The sequence below is a fragment of the Fibrobacter sp. genome, from assembly GCF_045112255.1.
GTDB lineage: Bacteria > Fibrobacterota > Fibrobacteria > Fibrobacterales > Fibrobacteraceae > Fibrobacter.
Map to the genome: position 1 here is coordinate 17,433 of NZ_JBGUHR010000119.1, position 23,858 is coordinate 41,290.

The 23,858-nt window shown below is 45.9% G+C and carries 27 protein-coding genes; 14 read left to right on the plus strand and 13 right to left on the minus strand.

The window, feature by feature from the left end:
* Positions 1 to 216: 216 nt before the first annotated feature.
* From ACJMM9_RS14945 to ACJMM9_RS14955, 3 genes are read left to right on the plus strand one after another with little or no spacing between them, the layout of a single operon-like run.
* Entirely contained in the window at positions 217 to 831 is a 615-nt protein-coding gene (locus ACJMM9_RS14945; protein ID WP_405328667.1) for an MptD family putative ECF transporter S component, read from the plus strand.
* Positions 832 to 850: 19 nt separating this feature from the next.
* Positions 851 to 1,558, plus strand: a complete 708-nt coding sequence (locus ACJMM9_RS14950) for an energy-coupling factor transporter transmembrane component T (RefSeq protein WP_405328670.1) — start codon at positions 851 to 853, stop codon at positions 1,556 to 1,558.
* Between the two features lie 49 nt (positions 1,559 to 1,607).
* Positions 1,608 to 3,080: an ABC transporter ATP-binding protein gene (locus ACJMM9_RS14955; protein ID WP_405328673.1), complete on the plus strand. Its 1,473-nt coding sequence runs from the start codon at positions 1,608 to 1,610 to the stop codon at positions 3,078 to 3,080.
* A 68-nt stretch (positions 3,081 to 3,148) separates the two neighbouring features.
* On the opposite strand, the gene ACJMM9_RS14960 is transcribed toward ACJMM9_RS14955, so the two are convergent.
* Positions 3,149 to 4,045 carry a helix-turn-helix domain-containing protein gene (locus ACJMM9_RS14960; protein ID WP_405328676.1) on the minus strand — a complete coding sequence of 299 codons (897 nt, stop codon included), beginning with the start codon at positions 4,043 to 4,045 and terminating at the stop codon, positions 3,149 to 3,151.
* Between the two features lie 155 nt (positions 4,046 to 4,200).
* On the opposite strand from ACJMM9_RS14960, the gene ACJMM9_RS14965 reads away from it, so the two are divergent.
* From ACJMM9_RS14965 to ACJMM9_RS14975, 3 genes are all read left to right on the plus strand, one after another.
* Complete coding sequence (locus tag ACJMM9_RS14965; protein WP_405328679.1) at positions 4,201 to 5,259, plus strand: efflux RND transporter periplasmic adaptor subunit; 1,059 nt, start codon at positions 4,201 to 4,203, stop codon at positions 5,257 to 5,259.
* 9 nt (positions 5,260 to 5,268) lie between these two features.
* Positions 5,269 to 8,346 carry an efflux RND transporter permease subunit gene (locus ACJMM9_RS14970; RefSeq protein WP_405328681.1) on the plus strand — a complete coding sequence of 1,026 codons (3,078 nt, stop codon included), beginning with the start codon at positions 5,269 to 5,271 and terminating at the stop codon, positions 8,344 to 8,346.
* A gap of 75 nt (positions 8,347 to 8,421) precedes the next feature.
* Complete coding sequence (locus ACJMM9_RS14975; RefSeq protein WP_405328684.1) at positions 8,422 to 9,783, plus strand: TolC family protein; 1,362 nt, start codon at positions 8,422 to 8,424, stop codon at positions 9,781 to 9,783.
* A gap of 219 nt (positions 9,784 to 10,002) precedes the next feature.
* Here ACJMM9_RS14975 and ACJMM9_RS14980 read toward each other — a convergent pair whose 3' ends face one another.
* A complete protein-coding gene (locus ACJMM9_RS14980) occupies positions 10,003 to 10,404 on the minus strand; it encodes a hypothetical protein (protein ID WP_405328687.1) in 402 nt (133 codons plus the stop codon).
* Positions 10,405 to 10,481: 77 nt separating this feature from the next.
* On the minus strand, positions 10,482 to 10,910 hold the full coding sequence (locus ACJMM9_RS14985; protein WP_405328690.1) for a hypothetical protein: 429 nt from the start codon (positions 10,908 to 10,910) through the stop codon (positions 10,482 to 10,484).
* A 103-nt stretch (positions 10,911 to 11,013) separates the two neighbouring features.
* On the opposite strand from ACJMM9_RS14985, the gene ACJMM9_RS14990 reads away from it, so the two are divergent.
* Positions 11,014 to 12,327, plus strand: a complete 1,314-nt coding sequence (locus ACJMM9_RS14990; RefSeq protein ID WP_405328693.1) for a GGDEF domain-containing protein — start codon at positions 11,014 to 11,016, stop codon at positions 12,325 to 12,327.
* Between the two features lie 49 nt (positions 12,328 to 12,376).
* On the opposite strand, the gene ACJMM9_RS14995 is transcribed toward ACJMM9_RS14990, so the two are convergent.
* The 4 genes from ACJMM9_RS14995 to ACJMM9_RS15010 form a co-directional block, all read right to left on the minus strand.
* On the minus strand, positions 12,377 to 12,778 hold the full coding sequence (locus ACJMM9_RS14995) for a hypothetical protein (protein ID WP_405328696.1): 402 nt from the start codon (positions 12,776 to 12,778) through the stop codon (positions 12,377 to 12,379).
* Between the two features lie 75 nt (positions 12,779 to 12,853).
* Complete coding sequence (locus ACJMM9_RS15000; protein WP_405328698.1) at positions 12,854 to 13,282, minus strand: hypothetical protein; 429 nt, start codon at positions 13,280 to 13,282, stop codon at positions 12,854 to 12,856.
* Positions 13,283 to 13,330: 48 nt separating this feature from the next.
* Complete coding sequence (locus ACJMM9_RS15005; protein ID WP_405328701.1) at positions 13,331 to 13,996, minus strand: DUF4405 domain-containing protein; 666 nt, start codon at positions 13,994 to 13,996, stop codon at positions 13,331 to 13,333.
* Positions 13,984 to 14,544: a flavodoxin gene (locus ACJMM9_RS15010; RefSeq protein ID WP_405328704.1), complete on the minus strand. Its 561-nt coding sequence runs from the start codon at positions 14,542 to 14,544 to the stop codon at positions 13,984 to 13,986. The genes ACJMM9_RS15005 and ACJMM9_RS15010 overlap by 13 nt, the downstream gene beginning before the upstream one ends.
* 73 nt (positions 14,545 to 14,617) lie before the next feature.
* Between ACJMM9_RS15010 and ACJMM9_RS15015 the strand changes: the two genes are divergently transcribed.
* Entirely contained in the window at positions 14,618 to 15,289 is a 672-nt protein-coding gene (locus ACJMM9_RS15015; protein WP_405328707.1) for a hypothetical protein, read from the plus strand.
* A gap of 68 nt (positions 15,290 to 15,357) precedes the next feature.
* Here the strand turns inward: ACJMM9_RS15015 and ACJMM9_RS15020 are convergent, their stop codons facing one another.
* The 5 genes from ACJMM9_RS15020 to ACJMM9_RS15040 all read right to left on the minus strand — a co-directional run bounded on the left by ACJMM9_RS15020 (position 15,358) and on the right by ACJMM9_RS15040 (position 18,680).
* Positions 15,358 to 16,581, minus strand: a complete 1,224-nt coding sequence (locus tag ACJMM9_RS15020; RefSeq protein WP_405328710.1) for an alpha/beta hydrolase — start codon at positions 16,579 to 16,581, stop codon at positions 15,358 to 15,360.
* A gap of 17 nt (positions 16,582 to 16,598) precedes the next feature.
* Complete coding sequence (locus tag ACJMM9_RS15025) at positions 16,599 to 17,138, minus strand: flavodoxin family protein (RefSeq protein ID WP_405328713.1); 540 nt, start codon at positions 17,136 to 17,138, stop codon at positions 16,599 to 16,601.
* A gap of 5 nt (positions 17,139 to 17,143) precedes the next feature.
* Positions 17,144 to 17,614, minus strand: coding sequence for a cyclophilin-like fold protein (locus ACJMM9_RS15030; RefSeq protein WP_405328715.1), 471 nt, complete (start codon positions 17,612 to 17,614; stop codon positions 17,144 to 17,146).
* A 252-nt stretch (positions 17,615 to 17,866) separates the two neighbouring features.
* Entirely contained in the window at positions 17,867 to 18,406 is a 540-nt protein-coding gene (locus tag ACJMM9_RS15035) for a methylated-DNA--[protein]-cysteine S-methyltransferase (RefSeq protein WP_405328718.1), read from the minus strand.
* Between the two features lie 13 nt (positions 18,407 to 18,419).
* The gene (locus ACJMM9_RS15040) at positions 18,420 to 18,680 is read right to left on the minus strand and encodes a hypothetical protein (RefSeq protein WP_405328721.1); all 261 of its coding nucleotides are present in this window, start codon (positions 18,678 to 18,680) and stop codon (positions 18,420 to 18,422) included.
* Positions 18,681 to 18,814: 134 nt separating this feature from the next.
* On the opposite strand from ACJMM9_RS15040, the gene ACJMM9_RS15045 reads away from it, so the two are divergent.
* Both ACJMM9_RS15045 and ACJMM9_RS15050 read left to right on the plus strand, forming a co-directional pair.
* A complete protein-coding gene (locus ACJMM9_RS15045; RefSeq protein WP_405328724.1) occupies positions 18,815 to 19,705 on the plus strand; it encodes a LysR family transcriptional regulator in 891 nt (296 codons plus the stop codon).
* A 97-nt stretch (positions 19,706 to 19,802) separates the two neighbouring features.
* Entirely contained in the window at positions 19,803 to 20,396 is a 594-nt protein-coding gene (locus ACJMM9_RS15050; RefSeq protein WP_405328727.1) for a sugar O-acetyltransferase, read from the plus strand.
* A gap of 29 nt (positions 20,397 to 20,425) precedes the next feature.
* Here the strand turns inward: ACJMM9_RS15050 and ACJMM9_RS15055 are convergent, their stop codons facing one another.
* On the minus strand, positions 20,426 to 21,214 hold the full coding sequence (locus ACJMM9_RS15055) for a ZIP family metal transporter (RefSeq protein WP_405328730.1): 789 nt from the start codon (positions 21,212 to 21,214) through the stop codon (positions 20,426 to 20,428).
* A 106-nt stretch (positions 21,215 to 21,320) separates the two neighbouring features.
* Between ACJMM9_RS15055 and ACJMM9_RS15060 the strand changes: the two genes are divergently transcribed.
* The 4 genes from ACJMM9_RS15060 (at position 21,321) to ACJMM9_RS15075 (ending at position 23,788) form a co-directional block, all read left to right on the plus strand.
* Positions 21,321 to 22,502, plus strand: a complete 1,182-nt coding sequence (locus tag ACJMM9_RS15060) for an alpha/beta hydrolase (protein WP_405328733.1) — start codon at positions 21,321 to 21,323, stop codon at positions 22,500 to 22,502.
* Positions 22,503 to 22,575: 73 nt separating this feature from the next.
* Positions 22,576 to 23,172, plus strand: coding sequence for a class I SAM-dependent methyltransferase (locus tag ACJMM9_RS15065; protein WP_405328735.1), 597 nt, complete (start codon positions 22,576 to 22,578; stop codon positions 23,170 to 23,172).
* Positions 23,173 to 23,236: 64 nt separating this feature from the next.
* The gene (locus tag ACJMM9_RS15070; protein WP_173387885.1) at positions 23,237 to 23,482 is read left to right on the plus strand and encodes a type II toxin-antitoxin system prevent-host-death family antitoxin; all 246 of its coding nucleotides are present in this window, start codon (positions 23,237 to 23,239) and stop codon (positions 23,480 to 23,482) included.
* Positions 23,483 to 23,788: a type II toxin-antitoxin system RelE/ParE family toxin gene (locus tag ACJMM9_RS15075; RefSeq protein ID WP_405328739.1), complete on the plus strand. Its 306-nt coding sequence runs from the start codon at positions 23,483 to 23,485 to the stop codon at positions 23,786 to 23,788. It abuts the gene before it with no gap.
* The last annotated feature ends 70 nt before the right edge of the window (positions 23,789 to 23,858 follow it).

Below are 23,858 nucleotides of genomic sequence, written 5' to 3' on the forward strand. Positions count from 1 at the left end.
CTAAGTTGCGTCTAAACGGAGTAGAATTTAATGGAAAAATTTCTCTATTTTCGCCAAAAAAATGCAATCGGAACTGTATAAGGAGATGTCCGCTAAAACAAATGTGAATTAGAACAGTATGGATTCTCCTTCGGAGAATGACAAATTTAAGGAATTCGGTTTCAGAATTGCATCGTTTGACAGAATAGAGTGCTAGATAACAATAGAGAATGGACTATGAGCAATACGAGAAAAACTGGTAAAAAATCTTCGAATACATTGGTGCGTGACCTCGTGAACGTGGGCATATTCGGCGCCCTTTACCTTGTGCTTTCTGGACTTGGAGCGAGCATCGGTTTTATTCCTGCGTTTATTGTGGTTTCCACATGCATGGTGAGCCTGGTGACGAGCGTTCCGTTGTTCCTTTTCTTTTCGAAGGTTGAAAGACCTTTGCTTTGCTGTGTGCTGATTTGCGCCCTTTTCGGCGTTGTGATGGTGTTCTCCGGTCACGGAATTTCTTTTGGATTGCTTTGCGTTGTTTATGGCGTTTTAGCGGGCCTTTGCTTAAAGCTGTTCCATAAAAATTTTGTCGGCTGCCTGCTTGCAAATGTGATGATTAGCTTTGTGCCATCTTCGATGATGATTCCGCTTTGGTCTTCGACTGAAGAATATTTGGCATATTGCAGTTCTGTTTGTGATAGCGCCTATATCGCTCACTTGGCTGAACTTTCGAACAGCTATTGGCCTTTGATTGGGCTTTTTGGATTTGGTGCTGCTGGCGCTGTGGTGGGCGGCTTCATTGCCCGTCGTGTGATGAAAAAGCATTTTGACCGCATCGGACTTGCGAGATGACGTCGTTGCGAGGAACGAAGTGACGAAGCAATCTAGGAGTCTTGCGGTTGCATTGGATCCGCGGACAAAACTGATTTTAGCATTGGCGGCGAATGGAATGATTTTTACCGCTCCGCTCGCCTATAGCTTGTTGATGGTTGTAGCTGCGTCTATTTTGCTATTGTTTGAAGGAAAGTGGAAATTTGTTTGTACTTTCTTTTTGATTTATTTGAGTGCAGCGTTTTTCTTTGGTCAAGTGAAAAATTTGGATATTGGAGCTTCTGGCACCATTATTCTAGCGTCGTTGTTTTTGATGTTCCGCATTATGCCGGTTTGTTTTGTTCTCTACTATGTCATCACGACGACCAAGGTGAATGAATTTTTGGCGGGGATGTCGCGGATGCATATTTCGAATAAGGTGACAATCCCATTGATTGTGATGATTCGCTTTTTTCCGACGGTATTCGATGAATCTCGTGCGATTGGCAATGCGATGCGGATGCGTGGAATTCGCTTGTTCAGTTTGCGGACACTAAAAAATCCTGTGGCTTTTCTTGAATACAGATTGGTTCCGCTTTTGGTATCCATTACGAAAATTGGCGATGAACTTTCGATTGCGGCGGTAACGCGTGGCCTCTCGGCGGAAACAAAACGCACCTGCGTTGCGACGATCGGATTCCGCTGGGTGGATGCTGTTGTATGGATTTATTGTATTGCAGTCCTTGTTGTGTTTATGCTCCGAAATTAGTGCTGTCATGTCATTGCGAGCGTAGCGAAGCAATCCATTATAATTGCCTATGAACATCTCTTTAAAAAACGTTTCCTTCTCTTACTCTGATTCTTTGGACGATGCGATTCTCAAGAACTTGAATTTGGAGATTCGTTCGGGCGAATGCGTTGTGCTAGCGGGTGAGTCGGGCTGCGGAAAGACGACGATTTCAAAGCTTATTAACGGCTTGATTCCGCATTACCATTCGGGAACGATGGATGGCGATGTGCTGCTCGGCGACAAGAATACCGCCGATATGACGCTTGCCGAAATTTCAAGAACTGTGGGTTCCGTTTTCCAGAATCCGCGTTCGCAATTTTTCAACATTGATACGGATTGCGAGCTAGCGTTTGGCTGTGAAAATATGGGGATGGATCCCGAAGAAATCAAGCGGCGCGTAGCTAATGTTGTTCAGGAATTTCATTTAGAGCATTTGCTGGGCCGTAGCATCTTTAATCTTTCGGGTGGTGAAAAACAGAAAATTGCGTGCGCGTCCGTTTCGGCGACGGGGCCTGAAATTTTTGTGCTGGATGAGCCTTCTGCAAATTTGGATCTCAAGACGATTGCGGATTTGAAGGAAATTGTTGCACGATGGAAGAAGGCGGGAAAAACGGTCGTTGTCGTGGAACATCGCCTTTACTATTTGCGCGATGTCGCCGATAGAATTTGCTATGTGAAGGATGGACAAATCGCACACGAATGGACTCCTGCCGAACTTGAAGCCAAAGGCGCTGCATACGCATCGAGCCTTGGACTCCGATGCATGAATTTGGGAATGTTGAGTGAACGTGCCGAACCACACCAACCTAATAACGTCATTGCGAGCGAAGCGAAGCAATCCATAACATTTGACAACCTTACTTTCTGTTACCATCGCAAGCATCCGATTTTGGACATTGACCGTCTTGAACTCCCGTGTGGGCAAATTACGGCGCTTATCGGCCATAACGGTGCAGGTAAATCAACGCTTGCGCAGGTGCTGTGCGGATTGCAAGGCTCTTGGCGTCAAAAGCGTGCAGCTCGCAAGCGCGGCACGTATTTGATTATGCAAGATGTGAACCATCAGCTTTTCACCGAAAGCGTTCTGGATGAAGTCTTGCTCGGCATGAAACCGCAAGACGAGAATTTGGCTCTTGAAATTCTTGATGGCTTAAATCTTAAGCAGTATGCGGACAATCATCCGATGGCTCTTTCGGGTGGGCAAAAACAGCGTGTCGCCATCGGCAGCGGAATTTCGAGCGGTTGCGATGTCGTCGTCTTTGACGAACCCACAAGCGGTCTTGACTATAGGCAAATGCTTGCTGTTTCTGCAACGCTTAAAAAGCTTGCCGCTAGCGGAAAAACGCTACTCGTGATTACACACGATCCCGAATTTATTTTGAACAGCTGCCAGTCCGTGATTCGCATGGAACATGGCAAAATCGTAGAACAGTATCCGCTTTCAGGGAATGAAAAACAGCTCGTCAAGACGATGACGGAAAACTATAGAGACTGTAATTGAATAATTTTCAATATCATAATGATTAGTCATTCTCCGAAGGAGAATCCATACATTTTTTTTTGAAATGTTTATTCTTTTTTCTCGCGGAATGCTTTGGGCGTCATCCCTGTCATTCGCTTGAAAAATTTCCCGAAGAAGCCTACGTCAATAAAGTTCAGCTCGTTTGAAATTTCTTGAATGTCTTTTTGCGTTGATTGTAAAAGGACCTTGGCGTCTAGGGCGATGTATTCGTCAATCCATTGTTTTGCGCCTTTGCCGCTCATTTCTTCAATGACTGTAGAAAGATATTTTGGGGTGATGAAGAGTTCGTCGGCGTAATATTTGACGCTGTGATTCTCGCGGTGATTTTCTTCGATTTTTTGCAAGAATGCGTTGAATAATGCTTTCTTGCGGTTAGATCCTTGTGGCTCAATGCATTTTTCGGTTAAAATGTCGATGCATTCGAATGCGGTGGATATCACAAGATTTTTGATGATTTGATAGTGGTAACGATTGCCTTTTGTGACTTTTATTTTCTCTTGAATATGCCGGAACGATTTTTTTATTTGTTCAAATTCTTCACCGTCTCTTTGCTGGAATGGTGATTGCTTTGCATGCTGGAATAGTTGTAAGCTGTCTTTGACTTGTGACATTAAGTCGTTCATCATGTCGATAGAGCATGCGATACATAACGGTTTAATGTCATTGCTTATGCTAATAACGTGGATGATTTGCCCGGGGAAAACGACAAAAATACAGCCTTTTTCCAACTCGTATGTTGTTGTGTTCACTTCGATTGTGCTGTGGCCTTTTTCAATCAAAAACAATGCAAGACCTTGTAGGTAAAAATAGCCAGATGTGTCTAGCCCTTCAATGTTTTCAAAAAAGACAATTTTCCCAGGAACAGTGTTCGACTGCTTTAAAAAATCTAATAGGGAAAGGTCGGCTTTCTTTATGTTATTTGCGTTTGTAGGCTTTCTTTTCATAAAATCGAATAATGAATGTTTAAAATTGCTCCTAGTAAAAATTACCTCAATTTTGCCTAAATAAGCACTAAAAAGTGTAAATTATGGTAAAAATTTCTGTTTTTGGCGAAATTTTAACCTTATAATTGACGAGCCTAAATCATATTTTTTAAAGTATGAATACGAAATTGTACATACTTCCTCTTTTGATATTGTCTCTTGTTGCTTGCGAAAGTGACTTCAATTCTCGCAATGACAAGAAAACCGCTCAGAAACAAACGCCGATAGTTAAAGTCGAAACTATTGTCGCCAAAAATTCAAATGTCGGCAGCTCTTTGCGTTATGCGGGTTCTGTAGCCGAAGTCGCGACTACGATGGTGAGCTTTTCTTCGCCAGGAACGGTAAAGTCGATGCATGTGGCTGAAGGCAAAAAGGTGAACAAGGGTGCGCTTGTGGCGACCTTGGATGATACCTCTGCAAAGAACGCTTTGGAGATCGCGTCCGCGTTGAAAACGCAGGCCGAAGACGCTCGCGCTCGTATGGAAAAGTTGCATGAGAACAAGACTATTTCGGAAATCCAATGGATGGATGTTGAAAGTAAGTACAGGCAAGCGATTGCGGCGGAAAAGCTTGCGCAAAAGGCGCTGGATGATTGCAAACTTTACGCTCCTGCAACGGGAATTGTTGCGGGAAAATCGCTCGAAGTCGGGCAGAATGTGGTGCCGAGTGCTCCTGTGTTTCGCATCGTGAATATTGCGACGGTTAAGGCGGTCGTTGCCGTTCCTGAAAAAGATGTTGCTATGCTCAATGTGGGCGATAAGGTTGAAGTTCGCGTCGGTGCGCTTGGCGATAAAGCTTTTGAAGGGAAGATTACAAATAAGGGGATTTCTGCAAACCCGCTTTCGCGTTCTTACCAAATCGAAGCGGAACTGAAAAATAAGAGCGGCGAACTTTTGCCGGGAATGCTTTTGGAAATGTCCATTGATAGCAAAAATTCTGTGACGGGTGTTGAACTCCCTGCTTCTGCTGTGCTTTTGGATGAATACAATCGTTCTTTTGTTTGGGTTGTCCGTGGTGGAAAAACGATGAGAAAAAATGTTGAAACCTCTCTAGGAAATGGTTCACAGCTTTTGGTGCAGGGAATTGACGATGGTGATTCCGTTGTGGTAAAGGGTATGTCTAAGGTGGGCGAGGGTGACCGCGTCCAGACGGCTAATCAGACTGTTGTTCAATAGGGGGATTTTATGAAAAAGAAACGTTCCTTTGTTGAAATCGCCATGCGCTATCGCGGCATTGTGTTTATGCTTTGCTGCTTTTTGGTGCTGTTTGGCGTTTATGGCCTTTCTGCCAACCGAAAAAATGAGTTCCCTGAATTTACGGTGCGTCAGGGCGTCGTGATTGCTGTTTATCCCGGTGCAACTGTAAAAGAAGTCGAAGACCGCGTCACGAAACCGCTTGAAGACTACATCTTCACTTACGGCGATGTCAAAAAAAGTAAAACGATATCTACGACTCGCGATGGCATGGTGATTGTTCAGGTGGTGCTCGAAGATTACGTGTATGACAAAGATGGCTTTTGGAGTCGCTTCAAGCATGGTGTTTTGCAGTTCAAGTCGAGCTTGCCGGCGGGAGTCCTTGCAATCATCGTGATGGATGATTTTGGCGATGCTTCATCGATGCTGTTGGCGATAGAAAGTAAGAATAAGACTTATCGTGAATTGGGTGAATATCTTGACGGACTTGCAGATAACTTAAGGCCGCTTGAAAGTGTTGGTCGCATTACGCGCTTTGGCGAACAAAAAGACCAGATTTCAATTTATCTGGACAACGATAAACTTTCCCAGTATGGGTTAGGCTACAAGTCGGTGGCGGCATTCCTTTCGGGGCAAGGTCTCGTGAATATTGCGGGAACTTTGAGGGATGGCGAATACAATCACCCGATTTATGTAGAAAGCGGCGTGAATTCTTTAGAAAGCGTTCGCGAAACAATAGTCTTTAGCGCGTCTGACGGAAGTGTGGTTCGCCTGAAAGATGTTGCTCGTGTGGAACGCGAATATCCTGATCGTACGGCTTACATCGAGGTGAACGGCAACAAGTGCGTGATGCTTAGCGTCGAAATGAAAAAAGGCCACGACATCGTGAAAATGGGCAAGGAAATCAAACAGGTGCTATCGGATTTTGAAAGCAGCTTGCCTAAAGAAGTTAAGATGTTCCGCATTACGGACCAGACGGAAGTTGTCGGCAAGAGCATCGAAGACTTTTTGAGAGAAATTTTGATTGCCGTATTGGCGGTTATTCTTGTGGTCGTTCTGTTGCAGCCATTCAAGGTGGCTCTGATTGCGGCTTCGACTATTCCCATATCCATTTTCATTTCGCTTGGGCTTTTCTTTGGTCTTGGCTACGAAATAAACGGCGTGACGCTTGCGGCCTTGATGGTGTCGCTGGGAATGATTGTGGATAATTCCATCGTGATATTGGATGACTATCAAGAACGAATTTATGGACCTGGCTCACGTTGGAGAGCGGCAGAACATAGTGCCGTGCATTTCTTGAAATCGATTTTTTCGGCTACGCTTGCCATAAGCATTACCTTCTTCCCGTTCTTGGTGACGATGAATGGAATGTTTAGCGATTTCGTGACAACGTTCCCGTGGGCGGTGACGATTGTCCTTACGATTTCTTTGCTCGTGGCGATATTTATTGTTCCCTATTTGCAATTCGCTTTCTTGAAGCCGAAAACGAAAAAGAAGAGCAAGTTTTCTTTTGAAAGTATCTCGAACTTTATTTATGAACGCGTTTTAAGGACTTGTTTCAGGTTCCCGAAATTGACCATTCTCGCGGCGCTTATTTGTGTTGTCTTGGGCGCGGTTATGATTATTTCTCGCCCCATAAAGCTTATGCCGATTGCAGAACGCAACCAGTTCTCTGTAGAATTTTATTTGCCGAACGGGACTTCGATTAATCAGACCTCTGCCGTGGCGGATAGCATGAAGCGTATCTTGGAAAAGGATCCAAGAGTTACCTACATTACGACATTCAAGGGAATGTCTTCGCCGCGTTTTCACATGACTTATGCGCCGCAATTTGCGGGTGAAAATTTTGCTCAGTTTATTGTAAATACCGAAAGTGCTCATGCGACAGATGAAATTATCAAGGAGTATTCGGAAAAGTATGTGGACCATTTTGCAAATGTATTTGTGCGTTTTAAACAGCTCAGCTTTAGCGATGCCGCGTCGCCCATAGAAATTCGAATTTCTGAAGGGACGGATGAAAGTCGTAGAATTGCAAGTGATAAAGTGAAAAATTATTTGCGCGGTCTCCCGGGAGTTTATCTTGTTCGCAGTTCTTATGGAGAACCGTTGAGTGGCGTAAAAGTATCGCTTGATGAAAACGCTTCAAAGCTTGGAGTGAACCAGTTCTCTCTTGAGGCGATGCTTGCTTCTCGCTACAATGCGGGGTTCCCGATAGCAACGCTTTGGGAAGGTAATAAAAATGTGCCTGTAGTGCTTAAAGGAACTCATGCCGATTCTGCGAGTTTCTCGGATCTTGAAAACGAAAAAATTGCAACTTATGGTGGGCTTGCCAATGCACCGCTCCGCCAGATTGCGAAATTCTCGCCTGTATTTAACGAGGGCGCTCGCGATAGAAGAAACGGTCTCCCGACGGTGACGATTTCTGCGGAAGTCTCGTCTGGCGTCAGTGCGAATGACCTTGCTTTAAAGCATTTTGAATCTTTGAAAAAGCTGACCGCAGATGATGGGGTTAAATTAGAGTTGGGCGGCGAAGCGGCCTCTGTTATCGAAACGCTCCCTGGCCTCCTTAAGGGTCTCGTTGTTGCGGTTGCCATGATGTTCTTTATCATGGTGTGGCACTTCCGTAGAATTCGTACGGCTTTAATGCTTTTCTCATTGCTTTCGCTATCCACTTTTGGAACGGGCGTTGCTATGTGGATTATGGATTTGGATTTCACGATTACGGGTGTTCTTGGCATGGTGAGCTTGCTTGGAATCATGGTGCGTAATGGAATTATCATGATTGATTATGCCGAAGAATTGAAGCGTGACGAACATTTGGATTCTAAAAATGCCATCTACAATTCGGCACTCAGGCGTATGCGCCCGATATTCCTGACTTCGGCGGCGGCATCTGCGGGTGTCTTGCCGATGATGCTGAGCGGGGACGGCCTTTGGGTGCCTATGGCAATCATCATTTTCTGGGGAACGCTTGTGACGATGTGCTTGATTTTGACGGTGCTGCCCGTTGCCTATTGGGGCGTAAGTTGTATGAAATTCAGACGCAGAAAAGGGGCTAGTAGACAGTAGGCGGTAGGAAGGGTAATCGTGTCATCCTGAGCGAAGCCCGTAAGGGCGAAGTCGAAGGATCTAAAGAGGTTTATTATGGATAATGTAAAATTAATTTTGTCATTTATTGCTTTTAGCGTTTCCGCTTCTTTTGCGGCGGATGTTTATACGCTTGATGATTGCTTGCGCCTTGCCCGCGAAAATAATGCCACGCTGAAGAGTGCAAAAGTGAATCGCCAAATGGCCGAAGAAACGGAAGGGAGTGCTTTCCCGGCGTATTTCCCGAAGGTGTTTGCCGGCGGCTTTGCCTTTATCGCGAACGATTTCTTGGTAAAGCAAAAAATGGACCTGTCCAAAGAAATGGAAAGTTTCGGGCAGCAAGTGGCCCCTGCTATGATGCAGGCGGGGATTGACCCATCTATGTTGGCGGGGCTTCCGACGACATTTAATATGGGAATGGTCGATAAAGGTATTATCGGGCATTTGACTTTAATCCAGCCGATTTTTGTGGGTGGTCAAATTTATAACGGAAATCAGCTCGCCAAAATTGGGACCCGCGCTGCAAAGTTGCAAGAGACTCTTGCTGAAAAGGAAATCCGCAAGAATACGGAGACTTATTACTGGCTCATTGTTTCGCTTAAGGAAAAACTGAAAACGCTTGCCGAAGCCGAAAAGCAAGTGGATGGAATTTATAGCGATGTCCAGGTTGCTGTAGATGCAGGTGTCGCTGTCAAGAATGATTTGCTCCGTGTGGAACTCGAAAAGAAAAAGCTGCAAAGCAATCGTCTGAAGCTTGAAAATGGAATCTCGGTTGCAAAGTTGATGTTGGCTCGGCAAATGAACCGCGACAATGCTGACTTTGACCTTGCTGATGCTGATTTGTCGCAAATTACTCCGCCTGAATCTTACGCAATTTCTGCTGACGATGCCGTTGAACGCCGTGCCGAAAGCAAGCTGCTCGCCATCAGTCGCGAAGCTGCCGAAAAGGAACGCTCGATGGAACGCGGCAAAGTGCTGCCTACGGTTGCTGTGGGCGCGAGCCTTTTGTATCAAAACTTGCTCGACGATGATGCTGTAAATGGAGTGCTTTTTGCGTCGCTTACGGTGCCGATTTCGGATTGGTGGAGCAATAGCTATTCTACCGCGAAACTTGATTTAAAGGCGAAAAAGGCGGCAATTGATGAAGTGGAAAACAAGAACTTGATTAAAGTGGATATTGACGCCAAATGGAATACGTTGAATGAATCTTTCAAGCAAATTGAAATCAGCCGCGATGCCATTGCCCAGGCCGAAGAAAACCTGCGCACGCAACGTGAATTCTATAATGCGGGTACGGTGACGCTCAGCAATCTGCTTGAAGCTGAAACATTACGCCAACAGGCGACAGATTCTTACACCGAAGCTGTCACAGGATATTATACGGCAGTCTGTGCGTACCTGACGGCAACGGGCCGGTAAGTTGAGCGGTTGTGGGGAATGCGTTGGGTTATTCTTGCTTTCTGTGTAGTTTTTCAGTGTAGTCTTCAGTGTAGTTTTCTGTGTAGTTTTCAGGTCATTGCTTGCGTTTTCAATTATCGTGTGAGTTGCTTGTAGCAATGCCTGATATATTTATTTAACGAAAACTTTTAGAATGTAAAAACGGATGCCGAGTTTTCGACATCCGCTTTTGTTTTGTGTTTACTTAATGAATGCTTGAAGTAACTTTATCGCTTCGTTACCTACGACAAATCGTGTTTCGATAATCGTGCGGTATTCGAATCCCGAGAATTGCTGCAAGTGGAATGCTGCGAATTCGTGGTCTCGCGAATAGCAGAGATTCAGTTTCATATTCCCGTTCTCGCCAGTTTGCGGGCGACCGTTCTTTTGCAGAATGGCGTCGAGTTCGGTAGGAGATGCTTCCAGAATAGCCTTCACCTTTTGCCCTTCTGCGGGCGCGAATTCCAGGTAAGTTCCCACGACTGGTGAATTTGTCGGGGCGTAAGTGACTTTGGTCTTGAAACCGAAAAAGCATTTTTCAGTCTTGATATAGATTTGATTGAAGAGGGCATTCGCCATCTCCATTTTGGAAATGTTTTCCATTGTTCTTTCTCTTTGTTAAAAGTTTAATTATTGCCGTTTGTTTGCACGGCGGAATATATGCTGAGAGAAAGAACTTGTTAACAAAGTATTCGCTTTAGTGTGAATACGTAATATTCTTTGGGAACCTGATATGCGAGGGGTGTCGGAAATCCATTGTGTGTTCCGATCGTTGCAAAAGCTTTTTGAACGGTGTGCTTTGCTCCCCATTTAAATGCTACAGCATCGCGACCGCCGACTCCTTGAAAACCTGCGTTCCGCAAAGTGCGCGAAAGTGCCTGTTGCCCAGCTCTGCGCGTGAGCAAAACGGCTTCGGACGAAACTTCCCGCGATAGGAAATGTGATTTTTCGGGAGCTGCGCTTTGATTGAATTTGGCGTCGCTTAATTCGACGCTTGATCTTAATTCAACATCATAATCGTAAACAAAAGAACCCTCAACAACTGCGGCTAAAATTGCAAAAATTGCAGCCGCAATCATCAAAAAGAAGTTTTGTTTAATGGTCTTCATCGGTGTTTAAAATAGAATTATTATTGCAGGAATAAACCTTTTTCACTGAAATGTTTATATTTTTGTAGGTGTCGGGAGCAATGATTTTTTCTTGGTAACTGTTATGGGCGATTGCAAAAAATTTATAGCAGAATTTCCAGTGAACTCTGCGGAGTTTTTCACTGCTATAACTTACGCTACTACTGAACTGTATATTTCGATGCATGTAATTGATCTTGAGGATAACACGGCGTTTCCTATCAAGACGAACGAATTCATCGATAAGTTTATGAAATGCGGCAATTCCCCACAAGAAAGTCTTACCAATGTCATGGTGAATCTTGCATGCCCAGAAAGTGTTGAAACCATCAGGAATTTTACGATTCTTTCGACATTGCCACAACGCCTTAAAAATACAAATGTTATTTCAGAAATTTTTCATGGAAAGATTCACGGTTGGAGTAAGGCGATATTTGTGCGCGTAGGCGATGAAAAACCTCTACGTCGAGTTCTGTTCCTTGTCGAAAATGTGAATGCGCAAATGACTAAGCTGGAACAAGAGAAAGAACTCTTGGAACAGAATCGCAAACAGCAAAATATGATCAATGCGCTTATGAACGGATACGCCTCCGTTGTCAGCGTCGATTTTGTAACAGAAAAGGTGGAAATATTTCGCATTAGCGATCGAATCAAAAGTGCGCTAAGCTCTACGAAAGAACTGCCCCCGTTTAAGCCTCTTGTTGAAAAACTTATCAATACAGTTGTTCAAGAAGATGACCGAGATGGTCTCCGAAAAGTGGCCGATGAGTCCTATATTAAAGAATACTTGCCGGTTGGTAGCAGCTTGTCAAAGATATTTCACAACGAAATCGGTCAGTATGTTGAAATGAAGGTTGTGCGAACTGGCGAAGAGACAACCTTATTTGGCTTTACCGACAAGAATAACGAAATTACGGAAATAAACGATAAAATCTACAGAGATTCGTTGACACAGGTGATGAACCGTAAGTATTTTGATGATAAACTATCGTCGCGTAATAGTCAAGCGGTCGTAATGGCTGATATTGACTTTTTCAAAGATGTTAATGACAATTATGGCCATCAGTGCGGTGATGCGGCTCTTGCTGCCGTAGCGGCGATATTGAGTTCTTCTGTTCGTAATTTGGATCGCGTAGTGCGTTATGGTGGCGATGAGTTCTTAATTTCGTTCAAGGGCATCAGCCATGAAGTGTTGAAAAACAGACTTGAGCAGATGCGGGCTCGGGCAGAAAAAATCAAACTTGAAGATTACCCGAATGTGAAATTAACGATGAGCTTTGGCGGAACATTTGGAGATGGAACCGTTTCGGACATGCTCTCTTTTGCCGACAAAGCGCTCTATGTATCCAAGAAAAAACGGAACTGCGTTACCTTAGTTCCGTTTGAAGAACAAGATTAGGTTCTATAAAAACGGATGCCGAGCTTTCAACATCCGCTTTTATTTTGGTTTACTTAATGAATGCGTTGAGCAACTTTTTCGCTTCGTCGCCTACGGCAAATCGCGTTTCGATAATCGTGCGGTATTCGAATCCCGAAAATTGCTGCAAGTGAAGTGCCGCAAATTCATGGTCTCGCGAATAGCAGAGATTCAGTTTCATGTTCCCGTTCTCGCCAGTTTGTGGGCGACCGTTCTTTTGTAGGACTGCGTCAAGTTCGGCAGGGGCGGCTTCCAGAATTGCTTTCGCTTTCTGTCCTTCTGCGGGGGTGTATTCCAGGTAGGTCCCCACGACGGGAGAATTTGTCGGAGCGTAGGTGACTTTGGTCTTGAGGCCGAAAAAGCATTTTTCAGTCTTGATATAGATTTGATTGAAGAGGGCGTTCGCCATCTCCATTTTGGAAATGTTTTCCATTTTCTTTCTCTTTGTTAAATGTTTAGATTTTGATGTTTGCCCGCACAGCGGGACTATGCTGAGAGAAAGAACTTGTTAACAAAGTATTCGTTTTAGCGTGAATACATAGTATTCTTTGGGAATTTGATACGCAAGGGGTGTCGGAAAAACATTATGCGATCCGATAGATGCAACTGCTTTTTGAACAGTGTGCTTTGTGCTCCATTTAAATGTTGCGGTATCGCGTCCGCCGACTCCTTGAAAACCTGCGTTCCGCAAAGTGCGCGAAAGCGTCTGTTGCCTGGCTCTGCGTGTGAGCGAAACAGCTTCTGACGAAACTTCACGCGAAAGAAGATGTGATTTTTCAGAAGCTGCGTTTTGGTTGAATTCGGCGTCGCTTAATTCGACGCTTGACCTTAATTCAACATCGTAGTCATAAACAAAAGATCCTTCAACAACTGCGGCGAAAATTGCAAAAAGCGCTGCCGCAATCATCAAAAGGAAATTTTGTTTAATCGTTTTCATCAATTGCTAAAATAGCATTTTTATGAATGCGAAATTGCACTTTTTTCGTCAACGAGAATATTTGACCATTGCCATCATCACGAAATGCATCACCATCGCAAACAGAGCCATGATGGCGATGTAATCTAGCGCGAACAGCAAATAGCCGTGTTCTAGATCCAAAAAGAAGAACGGTTGCTGGAGTGTAAGATATTTCCAGAGGCCGCGGGTGATAAAGGCGTAAATTCCGTAAGCACCAAGTGCCGCGACAATCCCCATTGCAACACGGTCTTTAATAAACATCGACAAATGCAGCCCGATATGGAGCGATACAAACACCAAGTACCAATGACTCGCAAGCATGTGGGCGTTGCGGGCAAAACTTGCTCCGCTTTCAATACCGAGCCAAGAAAACACGTGGTTCGATAGCATCACTCCGCTTACAATCAGGAACAAAACGCAAACGATAACGCCCGCGTTAATGACCGTCTGCACGGTTCGAAGCGCATTGTATTTGCCGTTAAGCACGCCTTTGATCCACGCACGGTTCCAAAAAATGTGAACCATCCAAAGGATAAATAAGACAACGCCTAAAATTTCGTGGATCAACCCGCTGTCAAGCGCGCCATCAAACAAGTCGCCCAAAGCACTATAAAAAAGACCGTTCCCACCCATCAAAATGAGGGTGAGCACGGCCATTGCGATATCTAATGTACGGCGGGCTATTTTACCCACTTGTCCACTTCCTTCTGCGCTTTTTCGCGTTCGTTTTGCGCGACATGCCCGTAGATGGCAAGGCCCACAGTCACATTTGCGCCCGTCACTTTCTTGAGCTTCGCGACTCCCGAAAGGCCGCTACCTTCGTGCGTCATGAACGGGTGAATCGTCTTGCCTTTGAGATTGTACTTCTCGAGGAAGGTGAACATGGGCATCGGCATTTCGCCCCACCACACCGGATACCCGATGTAGATTTCGTCGAAGTCCTCGGGGTTCACGTTCACGGGCTTGATTGCCGGGCGTGCGTTCTGCGCGAGTTCCTTCTTCGCAACATTGATGCAGTCGTCGTATTTCTTGGGGTATTCCTTTGCGGGTTCCACATGCAAGAGCGTACCGCCTGTTTTTTTCGCGATCATCTCGGCGATGATTTCGGTGTTGCCCTTGGTGATTGTTCCGACACCGTAGTTTTCGTCGGCGCGCGAATAATACGCGATAAGGATTTTCTTTTCGGCAGCCATAGTGACTCCAATGAGGAATGTTAAAAGGATGAGTATTATGCGTTTCATTGCGGTCCCCTTTATGCTCTTAAGATAACAAAAATCCATCGAAATAGCAATTACTTATTTACTATGGCATTCTATGCCTTTTAAGCATAGAAATGTATCCAAATTTAGTCCTTTATTAGTTAAGCCATTGACTAAAACATCTAAAATATGTTATTTTAAATGTATGATGTATCAGCCTTTGGTTCGAATAACTCTTTTAACGGCTTTGTTGCTCCTTGTCGGGTGCGGTGACGAAAAAGCCTCAACAGCACCCGAAGATTACACAACTCTTATGGAATTGGGTGAATTTACCTATGGTGAGTTTAAGGTTCGTACTCCGGGATATCCTATTTTTGAGCACTTGGACGATGAGTACGATATTTTTGCTGTTGGTAACGGTCCCAAAAGTCGTGTAATGCGGATTAAACGTGTTGCTACGCCGTGTAGCGACGGTGCTGTTGATGAAATGAGAATGGATTTCTTGATTGTTTGCAATAGCTCTGTTTGTGAGGGGTATCCTAAGCAGACGATAAAATTCTATCCGTTTGGAGATTATTTCCAAACGCTGGTGAATGCCCCATCAAGTGATGATTATAATCCGGACACAGACGGTCGCTTACTAGTTTTTGCAGATAACATTGAAAAGGCTGGATTTACTGTTGGTGATGTTCAATTGGTGGCGATGCCAACAAATGCACAACGATTAGCCATACAAGCTTTTAATTGCGTTACCGGGAATCCTTCCCAAACTCATTCGTCTATTTGATGGGAGTTGCTGTGAAAAAATATTGAAACTCGAACCCTTTGAGTCCGAGTTTATTTTGTGATATACACTTACTTCAAATTCGTCTTGAAAAATTCTTCCATCTTGTCGTAAGGGATTCTGCCGTTCACATCGTCGTAGAGGTCGGTGTGGACTGCGCCCGGGATAATCAGGAGTTCCTTGTTGCCGACGGTCATGCTCCAGTTTTTGCTTGCATCGAGTTTTGCGGGAACCTTGACCTTTTTGCCGGTCATCTTTTCGAATGCGCCTTCGCTGAAGTAGCGGCTGTGGGCCTTTTCGCCGTGAATCACGAGAACTGCGCTTTCGATTTCATTGGCGTAGGCGAGCAGTTTCGTATTTAGGAGTGATGTGCCTGCCGATTTGATCCAGCCGCCGTTGCTGTTGAGCGAACGCTTGTGGTAGCCACGCGGAGTCTTGTAGTAGTCATAGTAATCCTTCACAAAGAAGGGTGCGTCAGCCGGGAGCGGGTCCACCACGCCGCCGGCGAGCTCGTATTTGCCTTCCTTGAATTCCTTGGTGCGCTGTGCCATCAAAGCCTTGCGCATTTCGTTGCGTGCCTTTGCACTGTTGGCGGATTCAAAGTAACCATTGGCGGTGACGCGGCTCATGTCGTACATGGTTGAAGCGACGGTCGCCTTCACGCGGGTATCGATTCCGGCAGCATTGATTGCCATGCCGCCCCAGCCGCAAATGCCAATGATGCCAATGCGTTCCGGGTCGACATCGTCGCGAGTCGAAAGGAAGTCCACAGATGCCATGAAATCTTCGGTGTTGATGTCCGGGCTGTTCATATAGCGCGGTTCGCCACCCGATTCGCCAGTGAACGACGGGTCAAAAGCGACGGTCAAGAATCCGCGTTCAGCCATATGCTGCGCGTAAAGTCCCGAAGACTGTTCCTTGATGGCACCGAATGGCCCCGAAACAGCGATTGCCGGGAACTTGCCATTTACCTTGAGTGTCGTGTCCTTAGGAATGTAAAGGTCTGCGGCGAGTTCAATGCCAAAATGATTCTTGAAGGTGACCTTGGAATGTTCCACCTTTTCGCTCAGCGGGAAAACCTTGTCCCATTCGGTGGTGAGTGTGAGTTTGTTCATATCTTTCTCCGGTGCGGGTTTTGCAGCTTCTTGTGCGGACTGTGCTGCTGCGTTTTCTGTTGCTGGTGCAACCGTCTTTACTGCTCCTTGCGCAGCATTGTTTTCTTTTTCGGGGTTGCAGGCTATTAGAGCACCTGCGGTGAGTACGGCAAACGCCGCGGTCAAAATTTTGGATTTCATGATTTTCTCCCTTGTTGTTAAACTTTGCTTCCCATCGTATAAACTTTTTTCAGGAATGTCGGGCGCTCCTTGACATCACCGGGATTCTCGGCACCGGTGGCACAAATGCCGCCCTTGTATTTTACGCCGTCGAAACAGGCTATCCATCCGCTGATGCCGCGCTTTGCGATATTCATCGCCTTCTTGTCGGTGTCGGCGGCAGAAGCGAGCAGATACACTTCGCGGAACTTGTAATCGCTCGAGTAAAGCGAATTGGCTCGATCAAGCATGGTCTTGAGCTGACCGCTCATTTCGTAATAGTAAATCGGTGTCGCAAAAACAATGACTTCGGCTTTCTTCATCTTCGCGGTGATGGCGTTCGCATCGTCGTTGATGACGCACTTGCCCTTCTTTTGGCAAGCAAGGCAACCCATGCAAAACGCAATCTTCTTGCCACGCAGCGAAACGAAATCCACCTTGTTGCCGGCTTCTTTTGCTCCCTTCGCAAATTCCTGCGCCATCGCCTCGGAATTGCTCTTGTTGTGCAGACTGCTCGAAATCACTAGAACGTTTTTCATAATGGTTACTCCACGAAGAATGTCGCGGTCACATTCCCCTTGCCAAGAATTTCCTTGAGGCGTTTTTTGTTCACATTGTCAATTTTCCCAAGCCGTGTAAAGTTCCAGGAATTCTTGTCGTAATAAATGGTTATCGAATTTCCCTGATACAGAATGATGTCGCCTGCATCTGTATCGATTTGCTTGTCATTGCGCGGAAAACTTTTGGGTAGGTCGGCAACTTTTTCAAAACTGCCGTAATCATGCATGTCCAAAGTCATTTCTCCCTGTTGCAAGAATTCCGCCAAAGCCTTCGCCGAAGAGTTGTCTTCAAGTGTTGCCGTAAAAGTCGTGTCGTTCACGCGGATTTTTAGTTTCATCGGAGATTCCGTTGTTGCTGATGATTTATCCGTTTGCACCGAATTGGCCTTCGAATCAACTTGCGTCGGGGTAGACGCCGCATCGCTTGAGCAAGCGGCTAAAAAGATAAAAACCATGAACAAAATTATTCGTATGGTTATAATATACCTAATCCGTTATGTAATAGCAATTACTTATTTATTATGGCTTGTTATGCCTTTTAAGCATAGGTGCGTATAAAAAGAAACCGACCCAACAGGATCGGTAAATTTATTCCAAATACACGACTTCGCCGATTTGCGGCATGAGCACGGGCTTGCCCGATTCCTGAGCGGCCTTTTTCGCGTTTATAGGAGTAAAAATGAATAAACAGAGCGTTTTCCTTGAAATCACAAAATGCATTGCGGTTCTTTTGGAGGAATAAAGAAGCGGCTCATGTCAGACTTCTCCAATTGCAGAAGTTGGACTTTTTTATTGATACCGCCCGCATACCCTGTCAGGCTTCCGTTTGTGCCTACTACTCGGTGACAAGGAATAATCAGAGATATAGAGTTATGCCCGACCGCTCCTCCGACAGCCTGTGCAGACATCTGAGAAAGCCCTCGTTCCTTCGCAATTACAGTTGCGATTTCACCATAAGTCATAGTTTTTCCAAATGGGATTGTCAGCATAATCTCCCATACTCTTTTACGAAAAGCGGTCGTTTTCATATTCAGCGGCGGCGTAAAATCAGGATCTTTGCCGCTGAAATAGATATCGAGCCATCTGTCGGTCAGCTTAAATATCGGGAGCGTTTTTTCTTCGTGCTCCGTATCCAGTACATCAGCGAAGTATTTCTGTCCGTCAAACCACAAGCCGATCAATGCTTCGCCGTCAGACGCCATCGTAATCCCGCCAATCGAAGAATCGTAGTGATGCGTATATTCCATAATGCGCCCCAACTTATTCCAAATACACAACTTCGCCGATTTGCGGCATAAGCACGGGCTTGCCCGATTCCTGGGCGGCCTTTTTTGCATTTTTGAGAGGTTCGAAACACGAATGCTTGCTCAAGCAGAACTTCTTGATACGCTCCAGGCGCTCGCCGCGCGGCACATGTCCAAACTTTTCCTGACTCAGGAACAGCACGCCCGCGTCACCCAGGATAAACAGCACAGAAAGGGCAATGGCGGTAATCATGATTTTCTTTTTTTTCGGGTTCATCGTATGTCTGTAATATAACTAATTTCCCATGCAATAACAATTACTTATTTGTTGTTGGTCATTATGCTTTCAAGGCATAATAAAGTATATTATATAAAAGGAGATTCCCGCTCGGAGGCGGGAATGACATTTGCATGGAACTACGGACTCTTAAATACTTTTTGGCGGTGGCCGAGCAGGAGAGTTTTTCGCAGGCGGCGAACAATGTGCTCTTTGTGACGCAGCCGACGCTTTCGCGCCAGATGCAGGAACTCGAGGAAGAAATCGGGGCGCAACTTTTTGTACGCAGCAACAAGAAGACGACACTGACCGAAGAGGGATTGCGATTCAAGAAGCGTGCGCAGGAAATCATGGAACTCGTGAAGCACACGCAAAAGGAATTTGCGGAATCGAGCAAGGAGGAAGTTGTCGGCGACGTGTATATCGGTGGTGGCGAAACGAAAGCGTTTAGCATTATCGCGGCGGCGTGCAAGCGCATGCAAAAAGAACATCCGAAAATTTGTATGCACATCACCAGCGGCAATGCCCAAGATGTGACCGAAAAATTAGACCAGGGGCTTCTGGACTTTGGGCTTTTGGTGGAACCCGTTGACAAGTCGAAATATGAGTTTGTGGAACTCCCTGCAAGGGACACGTGGGGTTTGCTTGTGCGCAAGGACAATCCGCTTGCGAAAAAGGGATTTGTGACGGTTCACGATTTGGAAAATATTCCGCTGCTTGCCTCTCGGCAGACTATGATGATGCGGGAATTCTCGGGACAGCTCGGGCGCGACATTCATTCACTCAAAGTCATCGCGACTTACAACTTAATCTATAATGCGGCGATATTCGTGGAGCAGGGACTTGGTGCGGCTTTTACGCTGGAAGGTCTCGTAAATACGGGTGGCAAAAGCAAACTCGCCTTCGTGCCGTTCACGCCAATTCGCACGAGCGGTCTCGTGGTCGTGTGGAAAAAGAATCCTGTGTTCAGCAAACCCGCCGCGCAGTTCCTTAAATTTTTGAAAGCGGAACTAGAATCTAATTAGAGATTGCTTCGTCACTACGTTCCTTGCAATGACGGAGGATAAGCGGAGATTCCCGGTCGAGCCGGGAATGACAAAAAGCGGAATTGGAGGAAACAAAATGACTGAAAAAGAAAAGATGCTTGCAAGCGAACTTTACGACCCTTCCGACGCAGAACTCGTGAGACTGCGCCAAACTGCGCACACTCTGTGCCGTCATTATAACAATCTCGACGAGACGGACGACGAACGCGAAAGTATTTTGGACAAACTGTTCGTTAAGCGAGAGCCGGGTGTTTATCTGCAAGGACCGATTTTCTTCGACTATGGTGTGAATACGCGAATTGGTGAAAATACCTACGCGAACTTCAACTTTACCGTTCTCGATTGTGCTCCCGTCACTATCGGCAAGAATGTCTTTATTGGTCCAAATGTCTCCATATACACGCCTCTGCATCCGCTCCGCTGGCAGGAACGCAACATGTTCAAGAAGTCCGACGGAACACTTGCGAATAATGAATATGCAAAGCCGATTACTATCGGGGATAATTGCTGGATTGCAGGGAATGTCACCATTTGTGCTGGCGTAACGATTGGCGAAGGAAGTGTAATCGGGGCGGGGAGTGTTGTGACTCGCGATATTCCGCCGAATGTTGTGGCTGTCGGCAATCCTTGTCGTGTTTTAAAGCCAATTGATAACGAAATCAAGGATTAGTTGCCATACCCAAAATTGAACTGTAGCGGTTACAGTGCGCTGTCGAGCGCCATCATGAGCGTGAAGCCGACGGCGAAGAGGATGGTGCCTGCGTCAAAGTGGTCGCCTTCGCTCACTTCGGGAAGCATTTCTTCTACGACAACGTAAATCATTGCGCCTGCGGCAAACGAGAGCAGGTAGGGCATGAACGGCGAAAGAATTTCAGCAGCGATTAAGGTGATCAATGCGCCGATAGGTTCGACGGCTCCGGAGAACGCTCCGAGTGCGAATGCTTTTTTGCGCGTTGCGCCTTCGGCTTTTAGCGGGAGCGAAACGACGGCTCCTTCGGGGAAGTTCTGGATCGCGATACCGATGGATAGCGCGAATGCTGCCGAAAGTGTGATGGCGACATTTCCAGAAAGCCAGCCTGCGAAAACGATGCCGACAGCCATGCCTTCGGGCAAGTTGTGGAGCGTCACGGCAAGCGTAAGCATCGTGGTGCGCTTGAGTTTTGCTCTCGGGCCTTCGGGCGTTTTACTGCCTAAATGCAAATGTGGCGTGATTTTGTCCAAAATGTACAAAAATAAAATGCCGGCCCAGAATCCCACTGCGGCGGGGGCGAACGATAATTTGCCTAAATGTTCGCTTGCGCTGATTGCTGGGAGGAGCAAGCTCCAGACGGATGCTGCGACCATGACGCCTGCTGCAAACGCCAAAAGTCCGCGCTTGAGGTTTTCCTTCATCTGTCCACGGATAAAGAATACACAGGCTGCACCGAGAACTGTTCCTAAAAACGGGATGGCAAGACCTTGAATAATGGGTAAAATGGGTTGACTCATGCGTGAAAAGATAGTATTAAAATGAGCGAATTTTCAAAAAGCTTGCTGGAGTTTTGAAGGTCTAATTGGAGTAGCGCAATCGATTGCTTTTTTGTATCGTAAGCGCATGAATAGAATAAAGTCTTTTGTTGTTGCGGCCTCTGCCGTATTGCTCTTTACGACGTCTGCGAATGCATGCCTTGCCGCCTGCAAGGAAAAGAAACGGGATGAGGCGTATAGTAAGCCTCTCTCGGCTGCAACATTGCAGTCCATTATTGATTATTCCTTGCCGTTGAAAACGGTGGATCCGGAACTTGGCGAACCTTATCAGGTTTATCCGATTGATGTAAAGCCGTATGATAAAGATTTTCATGCAACGCTGATTGAATATCCTTACGGAAGTTCCCCGCGTACGGTGACGCATGAACCGAATCCTCGTGGAATTATCTTGTATGTTCATGGCTACAATGATTACTTTTTCCAGGAAGAGCTTGCGGAAAAGTCGGATTCAGCGGGATACGCTTTCTTTGCCATTGACTTGCATTACAATGGTCGTTCGTATAGCGAAGGCGAGCCGCGTTCGGATATGCGTAGCGTCAAGGAATACTATGCGGAATTGGATGCAGCTGTAGCGCTCAGCAAGAAAATCGTGGCAAAAGGCTCGGAAGCGAAATTGCCGTTTGTGATTCTCGGCCATTCGCAGGGTGGATTGATTACACCGAATTATTTGAATGAACGCAATAGCGAAGATTTTGCGGCTCTCGTTTTGAACAGCCCGTTCCTGGATTATAAAAATAGCTGGTTTGTTCGCAATGTGGCTTTTCCTGTGTTCTCGGATATTGCGCTCCTTTTCCCAGATATGGCGGCCCCTGCGCAGGAGTCTCCCCAGTACAACATTTCTCTTTTGAAAAGCGAAAAGGGCGAGTGGGAATTTAATCGCGAATTGAAAAGCGATGAATGGCCTCAACAGTATTTCGGTTTCCTCCGTGCGACGGAAAGAGGCATCAAGTGGATTCATGCGGGAATGCAGATCAAGGCTCCTGTCCTTATGATGCGTAGCGGCTGCACAGTGAACAATGTCAAATGGAATGAAGACTATATGCGGTGCGACTGCATGCTCGATGTGAAACTCCTTGAAAAGTGGGCCCCGAAATTGGGTGGTGACGTCACGACCGTTACGATTACGGATGGTATGCACGACTTGTTCCTTTCGCGCAAGGAGGTCCGCGATAACGCTTACCGCACGATGTTTGAATTTGTGGATGGTGCCGTATTGCGTAAGCTGATTGTGGTTGCGCAAAACTTTTAATAACTAGATTTTGTTTTAATCGGTTAGCGCACTTTCCTTGTCATGAGGGGAGTGCGTTTTTTAGGAGAAAATGATGAGTAAGAATATTTGGGATATCTTTGCGCCGGTTTATGAATTCTCGATGCGCTCGCAGAAGAACATTTATGATTTTATGTATGGGCGGATTGGCGAGGTCGCTCAAGGCAAGGACGTGCTTGAACTGGCGACAGGTCCGGGGATGATTGCTCGGCATATCGCGCCGCTTGCGAATCATGTGGTGGCGACTGATTTTGCGCCGAAAATGATCGAGACGGCTCGCAAGGCGAAGAATCCGGAGAACGTGCGCTTTGAAGTGGCTGATGCGACTTCGTTACGTTTCATGGACAAATCTTTTGATGTGGTCGTGATTGCAAATGCGCTCCACATTATCCCGGAACCCTCAAAGGCGCTTGCTGAAATACGCCGAGTCTTGAAAGATGACGGTATGCTCATTGCCCCGAACTTTATATTCCCTGCTGACGGTAAAAGAAACTTGTGGCAAAAGCTTTTGAGTTTGGTCGGCGTCCGCTTTGTGCACGAATGGACAGATACGGAATACAAATCGTTTTTAACGGCAAATGGCTGGACGATAACGATGGATTGCATTCTCAAGGGCCGTATTGGCTTGGCCTATGTGGAATGCGGAAAATAAATATTCTTAAAATTCTGCTTGAAATTTTACTTAAAATTATGTATTTTGAGAGAGGAGGATTCTTATGCCCTGTATCTTGCCTGTCTCGGATTTGCGAAATTATAATGAGGTACTTCAGAATGTATCTGAGGAATCTCCTGTGTTCTTGACCAAGAACGGTCGTGGCTGCTATGTTGTCATCGACATTAAGGAATACGAGCGGATGGTTGCTGCTTTGAAGCTCCAGAAGGCTCTTGCCGATGGTGAACGCTCCGCTGAACAGGGTGGTTGGCTTTCTGCGGCTGATGTGCGAAAGAAATACGAGGTGTAAATGCTCACTGTCGTATTTTCGCCAAAAGCCTCTGCGGATTTGGACGAAATCAAGGCTTATATAGAATCTGAGCTAGGCAGCCCCAAAGCTGCGAACGAAAAGGTTCTTGAAATACTTGATGCAATCGACAATCTTTCGATCTTTCCTGAAATTGGTGGGTCTTTGAAAGGTAAAATTGATTCTCTTGCTCGGTATAGAAGATTGTCTGTCGCTGGCTGCTTGGTCTTCTATCGAATTGAAGCAGAGAAGGTGCTTGTTGTCCGCATTTTGAATAGTCGGATGGATTACCTGCGAATATTGAACTAAATTTTCGATTATGTGTATATAAGAAAATTGCCTCGGATTTCTCCGAGGCAATTTAGTAGGTGGTTATTGA